This window comes from Mesorhizobium sp. NFR06 (assembly GCF_900115245.1).
In the GTDB taxonomy this organism is placed as follows: Bacteria; Pseudomonadota; Alphaproteobacteria; order Rhizobiales; family Rhizobiaceae; genus Mesorhizobium.
In genome coordinates, this window is record NZ_FOVT01000015.1 from 54,094 (window position 1) to 73,676 (window position 19,583).

Sequence of the window (19,583 nt, forward strand, 5' to 3'; positions counted from 1 at the left end):
CCCAGCCGACAAAGTATTGCCCGCCACGCCGTATCACGGTACTGTCACAATCCTGTTGCACCTACACCGTATCCCCGTGCCAAGAGGGATGGCTCGAAGGAGAATCACTCGTGCATACAGTCATGCCTGAATGTGACACTCGGCCGAATGCCGGCGGCGCCCTGCTCGCTGCCCGTACCGCCGACGCCGTCGCAAGCGGTGCTCCGCTGGGCCGTATCGGCAACCTTGAGGTGCGGCTGGCTCGCAACGAGGCCGAGATCGCCGCCGCCCAGGAAGTCCGCTATCGGGTATTCTATGACGAGCTTGGCGCGCGAAAGGACCTGTTCCAGGCGCAGGACCGGCGTGACGCCGATCGTTTCGATCCGCTCTGCGATCACCTTCTTGTGTTCGACACTTCCCTTCCCGGTCCCGAGCATCGCCGCATCGTCGGCACCTACCGCTTGCTGCGGCAGGAGATCGCCACGGCTGCCGGCGGCTTCTATTCCGAAGGCGAGTTCGAGCTCACCAAGCTGATCGCGCGGCATCCCGGCCAGCGCTTCCTGGAACTCGGCCGCTCCTGCGTTTTGCCGGAATACCGCTCCAAGCGGACCATCGAAGCGCTCTGGCAGGGCATCTGGGCCTATATCAACCACTACGGCATCGGCGTGATGACGGGCTGCGCCTCTTTCCACGGCATCGTGCCGGCCGCACATGCCGAGGCGCTGACCTATCTCGCCTATCATTGCCGCACCAACTCCGCCTGGGACGTTCGCGCCGTCCCGGGGCGCTATTGCTCCATGGACCTGATGCCGATCGAGGCGGTGAACACCAAGGCGGCGATCGCCGCCATGCCGCCCCTGGTCAAGGGTTATCTGCGAGTCGGCGCCCGCATCGGCGACGGCTGCGTCATCGACCACGAATTCTCGACGGTCGACGTCTTCGTCGTCATGCCGGTCAAGGAGATCGGCGCCCGCTACGTCAATTACTATGGCGGCGAAGGTCAGCGCTTCGCGGCGTAATGCTGGTGAATGGTAAATAGTGAATATAGCATGCGACCAGTGCCGCCACGCCGCTGCTGATCATTCACTTTCTTCACCATTTACCACTGCTCACGGAATATCCTCCGGCCGCCGTCCCGGCCGGCTCTTATAGGCTGGAAACGACCAGCCGAATTTCAGCGCCCCGCCCCGCACGAGGAATGCGGCCGCGAAGCCGAGCAGGCTCGACGCCAACGCCGGCAGGCCGGCAAGGTCGCCGAGGGTGAAGATGGTGGCGCCGGCAAGGGCGGCCGTGACGTAGATTTCTGGCCGCAAAAGCACCGAGGGTTCGCCGGCAAGCAGATCGCGCAAAATGCCGCCGAAGGTCGCCGTCAGCACACCCATGATGACCGACACGACGGGCGAGCCGGTGATTGTCAGCCCCTTGGCCGCGCCCATCACCGCGAAGGCGGCAAGCCCTATGGCGTCGAGCCACAGCAATAATTTGTAGCGGGATTCGACGCGGTGGGCACTGAAGAAGACCAGCACCGCGACCACGGCGCAGATCAGCACGTAACCGCCGTTAGCGACCCAGAACACCGGCAGATTGAGGATGACGTCGCGCAGCGTTCCGCCGCCGATACCGGTGACGCTGGCCAGGAACAGAAAACCGATGATGTCGAGTTGCTTGCGCGATGCGGCAAGCGCGCCCGTCGCCGCGAAGACGGCGACGCCGGCATAGTCGAGCAGCGCGATGGGATTCATGAGTTCAGCGAGTAGTGAGTAGCGAATAGTGAGTGGTAGTGAATACCACGAAGCGGTCCGGTTGGTACCGACTTCCCTACTCGCTATTCCCTACTCGCTACTCACTCTTCCTACGCATCCTTCTCGGCCTGCTCGTTCACCGGGCCTGGTTCGACCTTCGCCTCGGCAGCCGCCTTCGGACCACCCTTGGCGACGCCGACCATCGCCGGCCGCAGCACGCGCTCGCCGATCGAATAGCCCGGCTGCACCACCTGGACGACGGTGCCGGCCGGAACCTCCGGGTTGGGCACCTCGAACATCGCCTGGTGGAAGTTCGGATCGAATTTCTCGCCTTCGGGCACGAGTTTCTTCACGCCGTGGCGTTCCAGCGCCGCAAGCATGGCGCGCTCGGTAAGGTCGACACCTTCGATCAGCGCCTTGAAGCCTGCGTCGCCGCCAGCCTTCGCCTCGGCGGGGATCGCGTCAAGCGCGCGGCGCAGATTGTCGGACACAGACAGCATGTCGCGCGCGAAATTGGCCACCGCGTAAGTGCGCGCATCATGTACGTCGCGAGCGGTGCGCCGCCGCAAATTCTCCATCTCGGCCGCGGCGCGCAACGCGCGGTCCTTCAGTTCCTCGTTTTCCTTCAGCAGCCGCACGAGGGCTTCGTAGTCGCCGTCGACGCCACCTTCCGCACGCTCGCCGGAAGCCTGGGTGGCTTCCATGTCTTCGGGCGTGCGTTCGTCTTTTGCCTGGTCGCTCATCGCGTTTCCCGTCATTCGGATTGGTCTGGATTTGCGCCCGATATCGAGGTTTGGAGGCCAAAAATCAAGGGGTAACCGCTGACGGCGGATGCCAGGGGTATCGATACGAATTAATTCAAATTTTACCCTATCCAGCGGCTTTGCTTGCTCATGAGCGCGGCTGCGGGAACCATAGGCGGGTTGCAGGAGTTTCGAACCCGACACAGGATTTTGGGACGATGAAAGGCAACAACGGCAACAGGCGAGCCGAACTGGCCCGCGATATCAGGCGGCAGGCGGGCAGCGAAGCGACGAAGCGCTTTCTGCGCACATTGCCGTCCTTTCGCCTGGAAAAGGAGGTGCCCCAGCGGCTGAGCGACCTGCTCGACCGGCTTGAGGGTGCCGAGGCGAAGAAGGCCGGTAACGCGCGGCATCAACAGCCGCACGTCCCGATCAGGGCCATTCCCGGAAAAGCGTAAAACGCGTTTCCGTCCGGAAATTGCGTCGAACAAGTCAAACAAGCAGATAGAGCGGGCAAGCAGATAGAGCGGATCGTCGCATTCGCGAACGATGGACCGCTCCAGCGCCTACGCCGCCTTCCTGTCGTCGCGCATCAGCGCTTCGCCATGGCGGATCTCAGTGCCAAGCACCTTCAGGCATTCCCGCATGAAAGCGGCAAGGCCCGGCCAGCCCTTGGCTGAAACCAGATTGCCGTGGACATGGGCGCCGGTCGGGGCGACATCGATATAGGTTCCGCCGGCAAGCGTCACTTCCGGCTCGCAATAATGCAATGCCGCGACTTCCCTGCCCCGCACCACGCCATCGACCGCGATCAGGATCTGGACGCCGTGGCAGATGGTGAAGATCGGCTTGCCGGTCTCGTGGAAATGCCTGACCAGCGCCTGCACGCGCTTGTCGATGCGGATGTATTCCGGCCCGCGCCCGCCCGCCGCGTAGACGGCATCGTATTCGGCCGGGTTCACCTCGGCGAAGGTCTTGTTGAGGATGTAGTCGTGACCGAGCTTTTCCGTGTAGGTCTGATGGCCCTCGAAGTCATGCAACGAGGTCTTCAGCACATCCCCTGCCCTCTTGTCGGGGCAGACGACATGGACGGTGTGACCAACCGCGTGCATGGCCTGTTCAAAGACGAAAATCTCGTATTCCTCGCTGAACTCGCCAACGAGCATCAATATCTTCTTGCCTGCCATGCTGCACCTCCCTTTGCTGGCTATTTATTTCGTGGCGCGAAATAATAGCCCTATCCTAAGGGCAAGTCGGCGGAAGGGGAAGTGCAAATCGCACAAGTGGTCTGACCAGATGGATTGGCACGCCTCGACCGATGCTCAGCGGCGGCGCCGGCGCAGAAAAATCGAACAAGCTGGTCCGACCAAGAAGCAGGATCAGGCGACAGCACGGATCATGTCCGCGGCCTTCTCGGCGATCATGATGGTGGGCGCGTTGGTGTTGCCGCCGATCAAGGTCGGCATCACCGAGGCATCGATCACGCGCAACCCCTCCAACCCGCGAACCTTGAGTCTCGGATCGACCACGGCCATGTCGTCGATGCCCATCTTGCAGGTGCCGGCGGGGTGGTAGATCGTGTCGGCCCGCGCCCTGATATGCGCCATCAGCTCGGCATCGCTTGAAGCGCCGGCGGTGTAGATTTCCTTGGCGCGATACTTCGCCAGCGCCGGCGCCTCCAGTATGGCGCGCATCATTCGCACGCCCTTGAGCAGAAGGTCGGCGTCGCGTTCGTCCTGGAGGAAACGCGGATCGATACGTGGCGGCGCCTGCGGATCCCTGCCGGACAACCCGACCTCGCCACGCCCGTTCGTTGAGAGAAGACCTGCCCGCGAGCGTTGTAAAGATGACGCTGCGTTACTCGGCGCGCTTGCGCCGCCAGGAATATTTCGGGCCCTTGGGCTCGGGCTCGATGGCGGGCTGGTAATAGACCGGCAGGCCGCCGGTGCGACCTTCCTCGAGCCGCTTCAACAACACCGGATTGGAGACCTCGAACTCATCGAAGCCGAGCCGCAGCATATGCGGCAGCTGGTCGACCAGCACCTGGCCGGTGGCGCGCACCGCGCCCTTGAAATGATGCCGGCCGCGCAGCAATTCGCCCTTGGAAAAGGAGCGGCCATCATTGAAAGCCGGGAACGCCAGCGCCACCAGCGACAGCTGGTCCAACAGGCCGGTTATCTTGTCGAGTTCGTCGCCGGGCTGCAGCAGCACACCGATGCGCTCGCTTGCCGACTTACGGGTCTCGTCGTCAAGGCCGAGAAAGACCTGCAGCGGCAGGATGAAACGGCCATTGCCGGCGAGCGCCTCGGCGCTTTCGACATGGGTCCACTCGTCCTCGCGAAAACCGTCCGGGGTCCAAAGGCGGGTCCTCGCTGTCGTCGATCCAGTCATCAAAAATCCCAAAGTCCAAAAATCCGAGCTATGTCGAGGGTCAGGTCGGGCCGGCCTGCGATGGGTAGCCTTCCGAGAACCGGAGCGGAGCGTACTTGAAGTACGTGAGCACCGGCCCGCGCCAGCCGTAGCCTAAACTCCTTCGTCACTATCATGAATGCTTCGGCCGGCGAAGGCCGGAAGCACAGGAAGCCGCCATTCGCGGGCGGGCCCCGCCTGACTATCGGCATACGCTAAAGTGAAGCGTCGGTCAGCGACTTCTCCAGGCCCGACAGGTGAATGCCGCACTCGGTCTTGGCGTGACCTGCCCAGCGGCCGCTGCGTGCATCCTCGCCCGGCTGCACCGGCTGCGTGCAAGGGAAGCAGCCGATCGAGAGATAACCGTAGGCGACCAGCGGATTTTCGCGCAGCGCATGCGCGCGCATATAGTCGGCCTGGTCCGATGTCGTCCAATGTGCCAGCGGATTGATGCGGATGCGCGAGCCGACCGCCTCGAACACCGGAAGTGCCGCCCGCGTCGAAGCCTGGAAGCGCTTGCGCCCGGTGAACCAGGCCCGAAATGGCTCGACGCCGCGCGCCAGTGGCTCGACCTTGCGCACATTGCAGCAGGCATCGGTGTCGGTCTCGTGGAGCCTGCCGGTCGGATCGACGTGTTCGAGCGCCGCCTCGTCCGGCTGGATCACCCTGATATCGGTCAGGCCGAAATCGGCGACCAGCGCGTCGCGATAACCCAGCGTCTCCTCGAAATGCTTGCCGGTGTCGAGGAAAATGACCGGCAGCGATCTGTCGACTTCGGCGATCATGTGCAAAAGCACGGCCGAATCCGCGCCGAAAGACGACACGGCGGCGATTGCGCCACGGAATTCGCGCGCCGAACGCTCGATAATCTCGATCGGCTTCAGATGGCCATGCAGCGCGTCGAGCCCCGCCGCTTCGGCGGCGATGCCGGCCTCGACGCCGCCGATACGGTCAAGCGGCCTTGGTTTCGCCAGCATAGAGCGCCTCCTTGAACGGCGCGGGACCGACACGGCGGTAGGCGTCGATAAAACGTTCATCGGGATTGAGCCGAAGGCCGAGATAGGTGTCGACGATCTGCTCGATGGCATCGGTGATCTCTTCCGAGGAGAAGCCTCGACCGATGATCTCACCGACCGAGGTGTTCTCGTCGGCAGAGCCGCCGAGGGTGACCTGGTAGAGCTCGGAGCCCTTCTTCTCGACGCCGAGAATGCCGATATGGCCGACATGGTGGTGGCCGCAGGCATTGATGCAGCCGGAGATCTTCAGCTTCAACTCGCCGATCTCTCGTTGCCGCTCCAGCGAGGCGAAACGGCGCGATATCTCCTGCGCCACGGGAATGGAGCGTGCCGTGGCCAGCGCGCAATAATCGAGGCCGGGGCAGGAGATGATGTCGCTGATCAGATTGGAATTCGCCGTCGCGAGACCAATCTCGACCAGCGCGTCATACACCGCCTTGAGGTCGGCGCGCGCCACATGCGGCAGGATCAGGTTCTGCTCGTGGCTGACGCGCAATTCGTCGAAGGCGTATTTCTCGGCGATGTCGGCGACCGCTTCCATCTGGCTGTCGGTGGCGTCGCCGGGCACCTCGCCGATGCCCTTGAGCGAGATCGTCACCGCAGCGTAGTCGGGGTAGCGATGGGTCACGACATTTTGGTCGAGCCATTGCGAGAAACTCTTGGAATCGAGCCGCGCCTGCTTCACCGCGTCGTCGCCTTCCGGCCGGTCGACCAGCGCCGGCGGCGCGAAATAAGCGTTGATCGCCTGGATGTCGGCTTCAGGCAACTTGAGGTCCGCGTCCCTCAGCTCCTGCCATTCGGCCTCGATCTGGCGCGTGATCTCCTCCACGCCAGTCTCGTGGACCAGGATCTTGATACGCGCCTTGTACTTGTTGTCGCGGCGCCCATACAGGTTGTAAACGCGCAGGATCGCCGTGCAGTATGACAAGAGATCGGCTTCCGGCAGGAAGTCCCGGATCTTCTTCGCCACCATCGGCGTGCGGCCCTGGCCGCCGCCGACATAGACGGCAAAGCCAAGCTCGCCCGCAGCGTTCTTCTTCAGATGCAGGCCGATGTCGTGCGTCTGGATGGCGGCGCGGTCGCGCTCGGCGCCGGTCACTGCGATCTTGAACTTGCGCGGCAGGAACGAGAATTCCGGATGCACCGACGACCATTGGCGCAGGATCTCCGCATAGGGACGCGGATCGGCGACCTCGTCGGCGGCGGCGCCGGCGAAATGATCGGCGGTGACGTTGCGGATGCAGTTGCCGCTGGTCTGGATGGCATGCATCTCGACACTGGCGAGGTCGGCGAGGATAGCCGGAATGTCCGACAGCGCCGGCCAGTTGAACTGGATGTTCTGGCGCGTGGTGAAATGGCCGTAGCCCTTGTCGTATTTGCGGGCGATATGCCCCAGCATGCGCAACTGCCTGCTGTTCAGCGTGCCGTAGGGCACCGCGATGCGCAGCATATAGGCATGCAGCTGCAGATAGACGCCGTTCATCAGCCTCAGCGGGCGGAACTGGTCCTCGGTGATCTCGCCGGCAAGCCGGCGCTGCACCTGATCGCTGAACTCGGCGACACGGGCCTGAACGAAATCGTGGTCGAACTCGTCGTAACGGTACATGCTTCGTCTTTCCGGGCTCGTCCGCCCGCTCTTCCATTTCTTTGTTGGAACATGATCTTCTCCGAAAACCGGTTCCCACTTTTCGGGATCATGCTCAAAACCTATGCCGCCCGGACGGTTTCCGGGCTCGCCTGCTTGCCGAGATCGGTGCGGATGGTCGGACCGGCAGCGCGGATTTTTTCGCGCAGCCGCACCGGTTCGACCAAACCGTCGACCATGATGACGTCGATGATGTTGACGTCGACCACCTCATTGTTGGCGGCGGCCGCGGCGCCGATCGCTTCCAGCCGATCCTCCGCTGCCTTGTCGTGCGCGATATCGGCATGGCCGACAGTCTCCGCCCAGCCGCCATCGGCATACCAGACGGCGATACCGTCGGAGAGCCTGTTCGCGGTCAGAACTTTCATTTCTCAACTCCTTCGGCCGCCACGCTGGCCGCTTGTTCATGCTTACGTGTCGCAAGCGGCTCGGAATGTTCGAAATTGGCGCCGGCAACCGCGTCGCCGATGATCGTCATGACCGGGCCGGTAAGATCCGCGCGCGTTTCCAGCGACGGCAGGTCGGCCAGCGTGCCGTGGAAGCGGCGGCGGTTGCCGAGGCTGGCATTCTCGACGACGGCGACCGCCGTGTCGGGCGACAGACCGGCCTCTATCAAGCGGCCGGCGACCTCGGCCGCTACCGAGCGGCCCATATAGACGGCGACGGTGGCGCCGGAGATGGCGAGCTTGGCCCAGTCGGGCAGCGAGTTGCCCTTGAGGTCGTGGCCGGTGGTGAAGACCATCGATGACGAAACGCCGCGCAGCGTCAGCGGCAGTTCGAAATCGGCGGCGGCGGCGAAAGCGGCGGTGACGCCAGGAACCACCTCATAGCCAACGCCGGCCTCGCGCAGTGCCGCCATTTCCTCGCCGGCACGGCCGAACACCAGCGGATCGCCGGACTTCAGCCGCACCACGCGCTTCCCGGCGCGGCCGAGTTCGATGAGCAGCGCATTGATCTCTTCCTGGCTCTTGGTATGGCAGCCCTTGCGCTTGCCGACCGGCAGGCGCTCGGCATCGCGCCGGCCCATGGCGACGATCGCCTCCGGCACCAGCGCGTCGTAGACGATCGCGTCGGCTTCCATCAGCAGGCGGTGCGCGCGCAGCGTCAGCAAATCCTCGGCGCCCGGACCGGCGCCGACCAGCGCGATGTACCCCTCGGCCGGCGTATTCTGAGCCAAGAGGTCAAGCGCCGCACTATGCGCCTCGGCGAGTTCCCCGGCTTCGATTGCCTTGGCCGGCGCGCCGGCGAAGAAATCGCTCCAGAACCGCCGGCGGCGATTGCCCTTCGGCAGCGTCTCAGCTGCGGCGCGGAATGAGGCGGCAAGCGCTGCCAGCCGGCCGAACGACGGCGACAGCATCCGGTCGATGCGCCCGCGCAGCATCTGCGCCAGAACCGGTCCGGCGCCTTCGGTGCCGATAGCGATGGCGACCGGTGCGCGGTTGACCAGCGCAGGCGTAAAGAAATCGCAGAGCTCGGGCCGGTCCACCGCGTTGACCGCGATGCCCAGCCGGCGCGCGTCGTCGACCACGCGGCGATCGAGCGCCTCGTCGCCACTGGCTGCAAACACCAAGGCTGCGCCACGAAGATGAGCAACTTCGTAGGCTGCATTGAGATGAACGGAACCGGATGCGGCTATGAAGGCAAGCAGCTCCGCATTGGCGTTGTCGGCAACGATGCGCAGCACCGCGCTCGATTGCGAAAGCAGCCGCGCCTTGGCAAGCGCTTCCTCGCCATTGCCGACGATGGCTACGGCTTCGCCGTCGACCCGCATGAAGACGGGAAAGGCATTGAGCTTGGCATTGGCTGGCTGCATGGCAATGAGCAATACTGGAACAGTTTGGCAGTTTTACGCGGGTGCGCCAAAAATCAGAAGGCAATCACTCGCGCGCCGCCGAACGGCAGGCAATCGCTTTTTCGCAACCGCGAAAGGCAGGAGAAAAAAATTCTACTTTCAGGATAGAGCGATCAGGGCGGCATGACAAACCGCAATGATCCGTCGTATTTTTAGCGCTGCAACTGGAAAGCGGCAAAACAGTTTTTTCTAAATTCTACTAAGTTGGTAGATTAAAGCCGACCTTTCCGTGCCTGCTCCGCTTCGCCCGCCCGAAGTGACCGAGGCGTCACCGCCCGACCGGGAACAATCATGCTTCGCGGCTCGTTTGCCTAGCGATTCATTCTGTCGACCCTGAGCTCGGATCGGCAAGCACGCCAGCAAGGAGGAACGCCATGAGCATCAAGCTGAAGCACGGACTTTGGGTCATCGTGGCCGACGGCGAAAAGGCGCTTTTCCTTCGCAACGAAGGCGATACCAAATATCCGAACCTCCGGGTCGTGCAGGAGTTGGAGCAGGAGAACCCCGCCACCCGCGAGCAGGGCAGCGACAGGCCGGGCCGCTACAGTGACGGACCTACAGCTCACCGCAGCGCGGTTGAAGACACCGATTGGCACCGCCTCGGCAAGGAGCGCTTTGCCGACACTATCGCGGAGCGGCTCTACAAGCTCGCGCATAGGGGTGACTTCCACGAGGTCGTGCTGATAGCCCCGCCGCAGGTGCTCGGCGAGATACGCCAGAAGCTGCACAAGGAGGTCGCCGACAAGGTGCAGGCCGAGATCCCGAAGACGCTGACCAACCACACGATCTTCGATATCGAGACCCTGCTGCAGGCGGCATAAACGGCGAAAAGCCAGCGACTTCGCGGCTGGATCGGGACTCGGAGCACAATCCGGCTCCGCGAAGTGCTGAATTTGTCGAATCTGCGCGCGGTTGGCCGGATTTCTGCGCGGCGGCGGTTGCATCATTGTTACCGCCTCCACCATATTGCCGAAGGCGACGGCCTCGGCGGGCGCCCATCCGACATTGCGATTTTCGAAAGGCGCTCCATAGACAATGCCGCATGACACGCCCCTTATCGCCACCATCGTCGCCGGTCTGGGGCTTGCTTTCGTCTTCGGGGCCTTAGCCAACCGTTTCCGCATCCCGCCGCTTGTCGGCTATCTTGTCGCCGGCGTCCTTGTCGGACCGAACACGCCCGGCTTCGTCGCCGACGCCGGCCTTGCCAATGAGCTCGCCGAGATCGGCGTCATCCTGCTGATGTTTGGCGTGGGCCTGCATTTTTCGCTGAAGGATCTTCTGTCCGTCCGCGCCATCGCCGTGCCGGGCGCCATCGTGCAGATCGGCTTTGCCACCCTGCTCGGCGTGGGTCTTGCCTGGCTGCTCGGCTGGTCGCTGGGCGCCGGCCTGGTCTTCGGCCTGGCGCTGTCCGTCGCCTCGACCGTGGTGCTTTTGCGCGCCTTGCAGGAGCGGCGGCTGATCGAGACCGAACGCGGCCGCATCGCCGTCGGCTGGCTGATCGTCGAGGATCTGGCCATGGTGCTGGCGCTGGTGCTTTTGCCCGCGCTCGCCGGCGTGCTTGGCGGCCAGCAGCCGGTCGACGACCATGCGAGCCTGCTTTCGCTGCCCGCCAGCTACGGCATATGGGGCGTCGTCGGTGTCACGCTCGCCAAGGTCGCCGCCTTCGTCGTCGTCATGTTGGTGGTCGGCCGCAGGGTCATCCCCTGGATCCTGCACTACGTCGCCCATACCGGCTCGCGGGAACTGTTCCGGCTGTCGGTGCTTGCCATCGCGCTCGGCGTCGCCTTCGGCGCGGCAAAGCTGTTCGGCGTCTCGCTGGCGCTCGGCGCCTTCTTCGCCGGCATGATCATGAGCGAATCCGAGCTCAGCCATCGCGCGGCGGAAGAATCGCTGCCGCTGCGCGATGCCTTCTCGGTGCTGTTCTTCGTCTCGGTCGGCATGCTTTTCGACCCGTTCAGCCTGATCAGCAACGGCCTGCCGATCCTCGCTACTTTGGCCATCATCGTCGTCGGCAAGTCGCTCGCCGCCTTCGTCATCGTCATCGCCTTCCGCTATCCGATCGCGACGGCGCTGATGATTTCGGCGAGCCTTGCCCAGATCGGCGAGTTCTCCTTCATCCTGGCCGAGCTTGGCGTCGGCCTGAAACTGTTGCCCGAGCAGGGCCGTGACCTGATCCTCGCCGGCGCGATCCTGTCGATTTTGCTCAATCCGCTGATGTTCCTGATCGTCGACTGGATGAAGCCGTGGCTCGAAAAACGCGCCGGCAAGGCTGCGCCCGTCGAAGAGTCAAGACCGATCGGCCCGGCCACCGAGCCCGGGCAGGTGGCTTCGGTCTTGGCAGCTCGGGGAGAGGAAGATGGCCCTCCGCCGAAAACGGCGCTCGCCGGCCATTCCATTCTGATCGGCTACGGACGCGTCGGCAGCCTGGTGGGCGCCGCGCTGAAGGAAGCCGCCCTGCCTTTCCTGGTCATCGAGGATGCCGACAAGATGCTGGCGAAGCTGCGCGATGACGGCGTGGAAACCGTCGCCGGCAATGCCGCCAATGCGGACGTCTTCTCAGCCGCCAATCCGGAAGGCGCCAAGCGGCTGATCCTCGCCATCCCGAACGCCTTCGAGGCCGGGCAGATCGTGCTTCGCGCGCGCGCCGCCAATCCGGCGATCAATGTCATTGCCCGCGCTCATTCCGATGCCGAGGTCGAACATTTGAAAGGCCTCGGCGCCGACACCGTGATCATGGGCGAGCGAGAGATCGCGCGAGGGATCGTCGAGGTGGTGGCCGGCAAAGCCACGGTTCCGATCGAACCCGCCATCGAGGTCAAACCGCAACCTGCTTGATCGATGTCAGGTCGAGAATGCGGAACCGCCGTTTTGCGCGATATCGCTGAGATATCTTGCCGGCGGCTTGCCCAGCACCTTCTTGAACATGGTGATGAAGGCGGTGACGGATTCATAGCCGAGATCGCCGGACACCTGCTGCACGCTGGCGCCGGCGGACAATTCCCTGAGAGCCACGATCAGATGAAGCTGCTGGCGCCAGCGCCCGAAACTCAGGCCTGTCTCCTTCACCACAAGCCGCGCCAGGCTGCTCTCGCTGAGCGCGACGCGGTTTGCCCATTCGGCCAGCGTGCTGCGGTTCGCGGGATCATCCGCCAAGCTTTCGGCGATCCGCCTTAGCCGCGGCTCGGCCGAGATCGGCAGATGCAATTGCTGAACGGGCATAAGCGGCAGCTCGGCGAGCAGGACACTTCCTAGGAAGCCGCACCTCGCATCGTGCGGCGCGCAGTCCGACAATTCTATGATCAGCTCGCGCAGCAGCGGCGAGATCGAAAGCGTGCAGCACCTATCCGGCAGGTCGGCGGCGCCCGGTTCGATATAGACGAAGAAAATCCGGGCATTGGCCGTCGCGATGTTGCTGTGTTGCATGCCGCCGGGGATCCACACACCGCAATGCGGCGGCACCATCCACAGGCCGCCGGGAACGCGGCAGGTGACCCCGCCGCCGAGCGCAAAGACGAGTTGTCCCTTGCGATGCCAGTGCTCGGCCACCTCAGCCCTGGTCTCGGTGACGTCGACGCGAACGGCGATCGCCGGCGCGAGCACGTCATCGACGTCGAAATCGGGCCAGGGCCAGCGTAGCGGTTGTCTCATCATTGACGGCTTTTAGCGATAAGAAGCCATGATATCTAAATTCTTCGAGCGAGGAAGTCGATAGGCTCCGGTTTGCTCATGGCAGGCGACGGCTGATCGCTTAGACGCTGCGCAACCCCGCAAGAAGGTACGACCCCATGTTCGCCCTGGTCACGTCTCCCGACACCGCCACCGGCCTGAGGCTCGCCGAGTTCGAGGAACCTCAACCCTTGGCCAACGAGGCGCTTGTGTCGGTTCATGCAACCTCGTTGAACCGCGGCGAGCTGCGCCTGCTTGCCATCAGGCCGGACGGCTTCATACCCGGCCAAGACGTCGTTGGGATCGTCGACCGTGCAGCGACCGATGGTTCCGGCCCGGCCGCGGGCACCCGCGTTGCGGCCTTGGTCGACCAGGCCGGCTGGGCCGAACGTGTCGCCGTTCCGACCGACCGTCTCGCCGTCCTGCCGGACGAGGTCAGCTGCGCCTCCGCGGCCACGCTTCCGGTGGCAGGCACGACGGCGCTGCGGACCTTGCGCCATGGCGGCGACCTTGCTGGCCAGCAGGTCCTGATCACTGGCGCAAGCGGCGCGGTCGGTCGTCTCCAGATCCAAATCGCCCGCGAGCAAGGCGGCTTCGTCACTGCGGTCGCAGCCGTCCGGCATGCCGACGATCTCCGCACCTTGGGCGCCGGGCAGGTCGTCGAGTCGATCGAGCTCGCCGAGGGACCGTTTTCGCTGATCACCGAGTCGGTCGGCGGTAAAAGCCTTGCACACGCGATCGAGCGCGTCGCCCCTGGCGGGACCATCGTCATGTTCGGTTCGAGCAGCGGCGAGCTCACGCCCATCGGCTTTCGTCAGTTCGTGCCGGGCCACGAGGGGGCGAGGCTTCAGACGTTCGCCTATTACGCGTCCGGCTCAGCCATTGGTGCGGACATCGCCTCGTTGCTTGGCCTGGTCGCGGCCGGCCGGCTGGAGACCCGCGTGGCCATGACCCTGCCATGGACGGACATCGGCCAAGCCCTGGACGCCCTGCGGCAGCGCAGCATCAGCGGCAAGGCCGTTCTCACAATGGCCTGAAGCTAATGCATGTCGCCCAAAAGTGCGCAGCGGTTTTGGGACAACGACATGCATAAACAAAGAGCTAAAGCGCGTCGCCCTGAACCCCCTTCAGCGCAACGCGTTTTAGCCCGCTCACACGTGCTGGCCGCCATTGATGTGGATTTCCGAGCCGGTCACATAGGACGCCTGGCCGGAACACAGGAAGAAGATGATGTCGGCGACTTCCGAGGTGGCGCCGAGCCTTCTCAGCGGGATCGTCTCGACGATCTTGTCGGTGCCGGGCGAAAGGATCGCGGTGTCGATCTCGCCCGGCGCGATCGCGTTGACGCGGATGCCGTGCGGGCCGAAATCATGCGCCATCTCGCGCGTCAGCGAGCCGAGCGCAGCCTTCGAGGTTGCATAGGCCGTGCCGGCGAAAGGATGCACGCGCGTGCCGGCGATCGAGGTGACGTTGACGATCGAGCCCTTGGCGGCGGCCAGTTCCTTGAACAGGCCCCTCGCCAGCATGATCGGCGCGAAGAAATTGACCTGGAACACGTCGCGCCAGACATGCATCGGCGTCTCGATTGAGTTCATCCGGCCGCCGTCCTTGAGCTTCGGCGAGATGCCGGCATTGTTGACCAGCGCATGCAATTGCCCGCCATGCGCTTCCAGCCGATGCCGGATTTCCGAGACGGCGATGCCGACATCCTCCTGGTCGGCGAGATCGACCTTGATGTGGTCCTCCGGGCCGGCCGGCCAAGGGCAGTCCTCGGCGAAGGCCTGGCGCGAGCAGGTGATGACGCGCCAGCCCTCGCGTGAAAAACGTTTCACCGTCGCATGGCCGATGCCGCGGCTGGCGCCGGTGAGCACGATGGTTTTTCTGCTGTCGATTTCGGCCATGGCTTGATCTCCGGCCGGACATGTAGCCGAAGGCGCCAGCCATTGCGAGAGGCGATGTTGCCGCCGCAACCGTGATCCCGGAAAGTGGGTTCCGGATTCCGGAAAAGATCATGGTCAAAAAAGAAGCTGAAGCCCGTTCCGATCCAGCGGAATGGGCTTTCAGCCGCCGCCGAGGATGTCGAGGATCGAGGTCTGCCGCTTTTTCGTCGGGCCGCCGACATTGCCAGGCGGCACCGGATGCTTGATCAAGGCGGTCTCGCCGCCGTCGCTTGGCATGTCGAAGCCGCCGGCATCGACGGTCTCGGCCGGTTGTGTGGTCCGCATCTGGCGCGCGGGCGCCGGCGCCTGTGCAACAGGCTGTGACCGGCCGACCGCGGCCGGCGGCGCGGGTGTCGGCTGCGAGGCGTCCGCGGATGGAATCTCGTCCGGCACGATGGTGTCGGACGGGGTCGATTTCCAGGTGCCGAGCAACGGCCGCACAGGCACGCCTTCATGCGCCGCCACCATGAACTCGTGCCAGGCCTGCGCCGGCAAGGCACCGCCGGTGACCTTCTTCATCGGGCTGCCGTCGTCATTGCCGAACCACACGCCCGTGGTGAGATTGGCGGTGTAGCCGACAAACCAGGCGTCGCGCGAATTCTGGCTGGTGCCGGTCTTGCCGGCCGAAGGCCAGTTGAAGGCCGCCTTCTTGGCGGTGCCGATCTCGACGGTGCCGGTCATCATCGAATTCATCATACCGACGATGTCGGACTTGATGACGCGCGGCGCGCTGCCGCCGCTGTTTTCGTAAAGCACCTTGCCGTCGCCGGTGGTGATGCGGCGGATGAAATGGATGTCCGGCTTGTAGCCGCCATTGGCGAACGGCACATAGGCCGAGGTCAACTCCAGCGGCGTCACTTCCGAGGTGCCGAGCGCGATCGAGGTGTTCGATTGAAGCTCGGACTGGATGCCCATGCGATGCGCCGCCTCGACGACCGCGTCGGGCCCGACTTCCATGGTGAGCTGCGCCGCCACCGAGTTCAGCGACTTGGCGAGCGCAGTGGCAAGCGTCACCTTGCCATAGTATTTGCCGCCGTAATTGTCGGGCGTCCATTTGCCTATTCTGATCGGGGCGTCGTTGCGCACGCTGTCCGGCGTGCGGCCGGCTTCCAGCGCCGCCATGTAGACGAAAGGCTTGAAGGCCGAGCCCGGCTGGCGCCGCGCTTCGGAGGCGCGATCGAACTGGCTGGTCGAATAATCGTAGCCGCCGACCATGGCGCGCACGGCGCCGGAATCGTCGATCGAGACCAGCACCCCTTGCGTGACGTTGAGCTTCTTGCCGCTCTCGTCGATCAGCCGGCGGATCGACTGCTCGGCAAGCTTTTGCAGGGTCAAGTCGACGGTGGTGTCGATGACGATGTCGCCGCGCACGTCGCCAATCAGGTCCGGGAGTTCTTCCATGACCGTGTCGGCGACATAGTTCTCCGAGCCGGTCCAGTAGGACGGCGCGCGTGTCGCCGGCGCGCTCAGCGCGACCTTGTATTCCTTGTCGCTGATCTTGCCTTCCTGGCGCATGGCGGCGAGCACGAGCTGCGCGCGCTCCTCCGCCGCCTTCGGGTCGCGCGCCGGCGAAAGCCGCGACGGCGCCTTGAGCAGGCCGGCGAGCAGCGCCGCCTCCGAAAGCGTCACATCGCGCGCGCTCTTGCCGAAATAGCGCCGCGAGGCCGCTTCCACGCCATAGGCGCCCGAGCCGAAATAAACCCTGTTGAGGTACATTTCGAGGATCTGGTCCTTGCTGTGCTTGTGCTCCAGCCACAGCGCAAGCAGCACTTCCTGCACCTTGCGCTCCAGCGTGCGGTCCGGTGTCAGGAACAGGTTCTTCGCCAGCTGCTGCGTCAGCGTCGAGCCGCCCTGCGAGAAATGGCCGCCGATGAGGTTGGTGACCATGGCGCGCGACAGGCCGATCGGGTCGATGCCGAAATGCGAATAGAAGCGGCGGTCCTCGATAGCGACGACCGCCTCGGGGATATAGGGCGACATTTCATGCAGGCCGACGGCCTCGCCGCCCGACATGCCGCGGTTGGCGATCAGCCCGCCGTCGACGGAGACGATCTTGATGTTGGGCGCGCGGTCCGGGATCGACCACGTCGTCGCAGCCGGCATCTTGGCGCCGTAATAGACGACGATGCCGGCCACCGCGATGCCGCCCCAGATGCAAAGCACGAAGCACCAATAGACCAGGCGGGTGGCAATGCCGAACAGCCCGCGCCGGCTTCCGCTCCGGCCACGGTTGCGAGATTTTGCCTTGGCGGATTTGCCTTTTGCAGTGGATTTACGGGCACGCGGCACGACGCGATCCTCCTCGCTCACCGAAAAGCCTTCGGAGGACTTCGCGCGCGGCGATCCCTCGAAGCTCGGTTCGATGCGACTGTCCCTGCGGTTCGCCATGCGCTGTGCTTGTCTGTCCCCGGTGCCGATGGCGCTCGAGTTGCAGAGTAGATGCGGCGGTTTAAAGGCGCGTTAAGCGGAACTTCGGCCAAGCCTTTGAATTCCGTTAGGAATTTGTTAATCTTGTTCTACTCCGTCACCGTCAGTCTTCGCGACCGGGGACTGCCGCCGTAAGCGATCCGCAGCTTCTCATGCCGCTTGGTGGTTGCAGGCGATTGCGCGGTTTAAACTCCATTTCGACGGGCCAGTTTGTACGAAGAAGAGCCGGCGCGTTCTCAACCGGGACGGCACGACTGAATCGATAACCTTGCGCTAGGGTGACGCCCTTGGCGGACAACAGTTCGGCTTGCTTGCTCGTTTCCACGCCTTCGGCAGTCATCGACAGGTCGAGGTGTCGGCAAAGGTCAATGATCATGTCGACGATGACTGTGGGCTCATGCCGCTGGCCATAGCCGGCGACAAAAGACCCGTCGATCTTCAGCCGAGTGAAGGGAAATCTGCTCAAGAGCGACAGGGACGAATATCCAGTACCGAAATCATCGATTGCAATCGAAATCCCCAGCCGTCTCAAGGTCGTAAGTCGCTGTGCGGCCACCTCGGGATCGTTTGCCAGGGCATTCTCGGTGATCTCGAGCTCCAGTCGGCTGGGGGACAATCCGCTTTCCGCAAGAACACGTGCAACGACGGCCGGGAAAACGGGGTCATCGAGCTGAATGGGTGAGACATTGACGGCTACGAACGGCGCCGGTTCCGAGCCTGCATGCCACTGTGCAGCGGCATGGCATGCCTGCTTGAGGATATCTTCCCCGATTTCCGATATGAGACCGAATTCCTCGGCGGCGCCGATGAACTGATCCGGAGGTACAAGACCCTCATCTCTTCTACGCCAGCGCGCCAGTGCCTCAAACCCAGCTGTCTGGCCTGTCGCGAGATCGACAATTGGCTGAAAATGACACTCGATTTCGCCATTGGCCACGGCATTCGCGAGATTCCGGAGACGATCGTTTCGCTTCCTCGATTCGGTATCCAGTCCTTCGGTAAACCAGCGAATGCCGGCGTCGGCGGTACGGTCGGCCTTGCCGAGGGCAAGGCCGCTATTGCGCAGAAGAATGTGCGCATTATCGCCGTCCTGCGGAAAGAGTGCACCTCCCATCTGAAATCGAAGTCGCACGCATCTGTCATCTACCTGCAGCGGCTTCGAGAAGACGCTCAGGACCTGCCTCATCGAGTTCTGGACCGCTTCAGGCGTCTTCAGCGCAGGCGTGGCGATCGCGAAAATATCCGTTGAAACTCGAGAGGCCGTGAGGCCGGCTTCCGCCAGCGCCTGCAGACGATCGCCGACGATCCGAACGATCATTGCGTCCTCCAAGGTCTCCGAGTCGCTGATGAATCTGTCCAGGTCGAGCAGCTTCACCTGCACAATTCCAAGCATGCCGCCGGAACTCATCCTGGTAAGCGCGTCGTCAATATCCGAAAGGAATTTCTGCTGTTTCGCCAAGCCGGTCAGGGGGTCATAGCGCAGAAGTTGTCGGACCCGCTCTTGGGCTTCCATCTGCTCGGTGATGTCCAGGGAGACGCCGACCATCCGTAGGGCTATTTCGTCCTTGTGGGAGACGATGTTTCCGCGCGAATGCACCCAGCGATAGGATCCATCATTTGCTCGCACCCTATAGCGATCCTCGTAGGAACGCGTGCCGCCAGACTTGATGAAATCCTCGAAAGTATGGTCGACCCGTTCGACGTCATCAGGATGCCTTCTGCGCAGCAACTCGTCCATGGTAAGCCGCTGGGTGGGCGTAAGTCCCAGTCGAGCGGTGAGTTGCGGTGAGACAAAAGCAATCGTTTCCTGACCTTCAGCCAGGTTTAGTTCCCAGACGCCGCCATCCGCGCTGGCCAGCGCCAGTTCAAGACGGCGCTCGCTTTCAAGCGCGGTTTCATAGGCGGCGAGGATGGCCTTCCACGCGCTTTGGAGGAACAGAAACATTACCAGCGCCGAAACAGAAACGAAGAGCCATCCCTTATACGTCTGGAGGTGCTGATACTGGCTGTAGCCCCCGACCAGGCTGACCAGCGCCCTATCGCTGAACGCAATCCATACCGCGCTGACCAGCGCATAAAGACCGGCAACGATATGAGGCACCTTCGAGAAAAGAAAATCTGATCGGCCAAGAAAGACATTCTCTCGCCAACGATGATAGCGCAT

The 19,583-nt window shown here is 63.4% G+C and carries 17 protein-coding genes and 1 pseudogene; 5 read left to right on the forward strand and 13 right to left on the reverse strand.

The genetic code is table 11. From position 1 onward, the window contains the following. Positions 1–110: 110 nt before the first annotated feature. On the forward strand, positions 111–998 hold the full coding sequence (locus F3H96_RS23350) for a GNAT family N-acetyltransferase (RefSeq protein WP_149804050.1): 888 nt from the start codon (positions 111–113) through the stop codon (positions 996–998). Positions 999–1,088: 90 nt separating this feature from the next. On the opposite strand, the gene F3H96_RS23355 is transcribed toward F3H96_RS23350, so the two are convergent. Both F3H96_RS23355 and grpE read right to left on the reverse strand, forming a co-directional pair. Next, on the reverse strand, positions 1,089–1,721 hold the full coding sequence (locus F3H96_RS23355; RefSeq protein WP_149804051.1) for a trimeric intracellular cation channel family protein: 633 nt from the start codon (positions 1,719–1,721) through the stop codon (positions 1,089–1,091). Between the two features lie 110 nt (positions 1,722–1,831). Continuing rightward, positions 1,832–2,464 carry a nucleotide exchange factor GrpE gene (gene grpE / locus F3H96_RS23360; protein ID WP_149804052.1) on the reverse strand — a complete coding sequence of 211 codons (633 nt, stop codon included), beginning with the start codon at positions 2,462–2,464 and terminating at the stop codon, positions 1,832–1,834. 218 nt (positions 2,465–2,682) lie between these two features. On the opposite strand from grpE, the gene F3H96_RS23365 reads away from it, so the two are divergent. Further along, entirely contained in the window at positions 2,683–2,922 is a 240-nt protein-coding gene (locus F3H96_RS23365) for a hypothetical protein (protein ID WP_149804053.1), read from the forward strand. 108 nt (positions 2,923–3,030) lie between these two features. Here the strand turns inward: F3H96_RS23365 and F3H96_RS23370 are convergent, their stop codons facing one another. The 7 genes and pseudogenes from F3H96_RS23370 to cysG form a co-directional block, all read right to left on the reverse strand. Beyond that, positions 3,031–3,651 (reverse strand): DJ-1/PfpI family protein, encoded by a 621-nt coding sequence (locus tag F3H96_RS23370; protein ID WP_149804054.1) that lies wholly within the window; start codon positions 3,649–3,651, stop codon positions 3,031–3,033. A 192-nt stretch (positions 3,652–3,843) separates the two neighbouring features. Continuing rightward, a pseudogene (locus F3H96_RS23375) lies at positions 3,844–4,287 on the reverse strand (GMC oxidoreductase); the annotation flags it as partial. Between the two features lie 34 nt (positions 4,288–4,321). Then, entirely contained in the window at positions 4,322–4,855 is a 534-nt protein-coding gene (locus F3H96_RS23380; protein WP_149804055.1) for a DUF934 domain-containing protein, read from the reverse strand. A 233-nt stretch (positions 4,856–5,088) separates the two neighbouring features. Further along, a complete protein-coding gene (locus F3H96_RS23385; RefSeq protein WP_149804056.1) occupies positions 5,089–5,850 on the reverse strand; it encodes a phosphoadenylyl-sulfate reductase in 762 nt (253 codons plus the stop codon). Continuing rightward, entirely contained in the window at positions 5,825–7,495 is a 1,671-nt protein-coding gene (locus F3H96_RS23390; protein WP_149804057.1) for a nitrite/sulfite reductase, read from the reverse strand. Before F3H96_RS23390 ends, F3H96_RS23385 begins: the two co-directional genes overlap by 26 nt. Before the next feature lie 101 nt (positions 7,496–7,596). Continuing rightward, positions 7,597–7,902, reverse strand: a complete 306-nt coding sequence (locus F3H96_RS23395) for a DUF2849 domain-containing protein (protein WP_149804058.1) — start codon at positions 7,900–7,902, stop codon at positions 7,597–7,599. Beyond that, a complete protein-coding gene (gene cysG / locus F3H96_RS23400) occupies positions 7,899–9,347 on the reverse strand; it encodes a siroheme synthase CysG (RefSeq protein ID WP_149804059.1) in 1,449 nt (482 codons plus the stop codon). The genes F3H96_RS23395 and cysG overlap by 4 nt, the downstream gene beginning before the upstream one ends. 413 nt (positions 9,348–9,760) lie before the next feature. Here cysG and F3H96_RS23405 point away from each other — a divergent pair, with 413 nt between their 5' ends. Together F3H96_RS23405 and ybaL are read left to right on the forward strand one after the other, a co-directional pair. Next, positions 9,761–10,207, forward strand: a complete 447-nt coding sequence (locus F3H96_RS23405) for a host attachment family protein (protein WP_149804060.1) — start codon at positions 9,761–9,763, stop codon at positions 10,205–10,207. Positions 10,208–10,421: 214 nt separating this feature from the next. Beyond that, positions 10,422–12,221 (forward strand): YbaL family putative K(+) efflux transporter, encoded by a 1,800-nt coding sequence (ybaL, locus tag F3H96_RS23410; RefSeq protein WP_149804061.1) that lies wholly within the window; start codon positions 10,422–10,424, stop codon positions 12,219–12,221. Between the two features lie 6 nt (positions 12,222–12,227). Here ybaL and F3H96_RS23415 read toward each other — a convergent pair whose 3' ends face one another. Then, positions 12,228–13,034 (reverse strand): helix-turn-helix transcriptional regulator, encoded by an 807-nt coding sequence (locus F3H96_RS23415; protein WP_149804147.1) that lies wholly within the window; start codon positions 13,032–13,034, stop codon positions 12,228–12,230. A 137-nt stretch (positions 13,035–13,171) separates the two neighbouring features. Here F3H96_RS23415 and F3H96_RS23420 point away from each other — a divergent pair, with 137 nt between their 5' ends. Next, positions 13,172–14,089: a zinc-binding dehydrogenase gene (locus F3H96_RS23420; protein WP_149804062.1), complete on the forward strand. Its 918-nt coding sequence runs from the start codon at positions 13,172–13,174 to the stop codon at positions 14,087–14,089. A gap of 114 nt (positions 14,090–14,203) precedes the next feature. On the opposite strand, the gene F3H96_RS23425 is transcribed toward F3H96_RS23420, so the two are convergent. The 3 genes from F3H96_RS23425 to F3H96_RS23435 form a co-directional block, all read right to left on the reverse strand. After that, complete coding sequence (locus F3H96_RS23425) at positions 14,204–14,953, reverse strand: SDR family oxidoreductase (RefSeq protein WP_067004093.1); 750 nt, start codon at positions 14,951–14,953, stop codon at positions 14,204–14,206. A gap of 159 nt (positions 14,954–15,112) precedes the next feature. Next, positions 15,113–17,380, reverse strand: coding sequence for a transglycosylase domain-containing protein (locus F3H96_RS23430; RefSeq protein WP_149804063.1), 2,268 nt, complete (start codon positions 17,378–17,380; stop codon positions 15,113–15,115). A gap of 142 nt (positions 17,381–17,522) precedes the next feature. After that, entirely contained in the window at positions 17,523–19,583 is a 2,061-nt protein-coding gene (locus tag F3H96_RS23435) for a bifunctional diguanylate cyclase/phosphodiesterase (RefSeq protein ID WP_149804064.1), read from the reverse strand.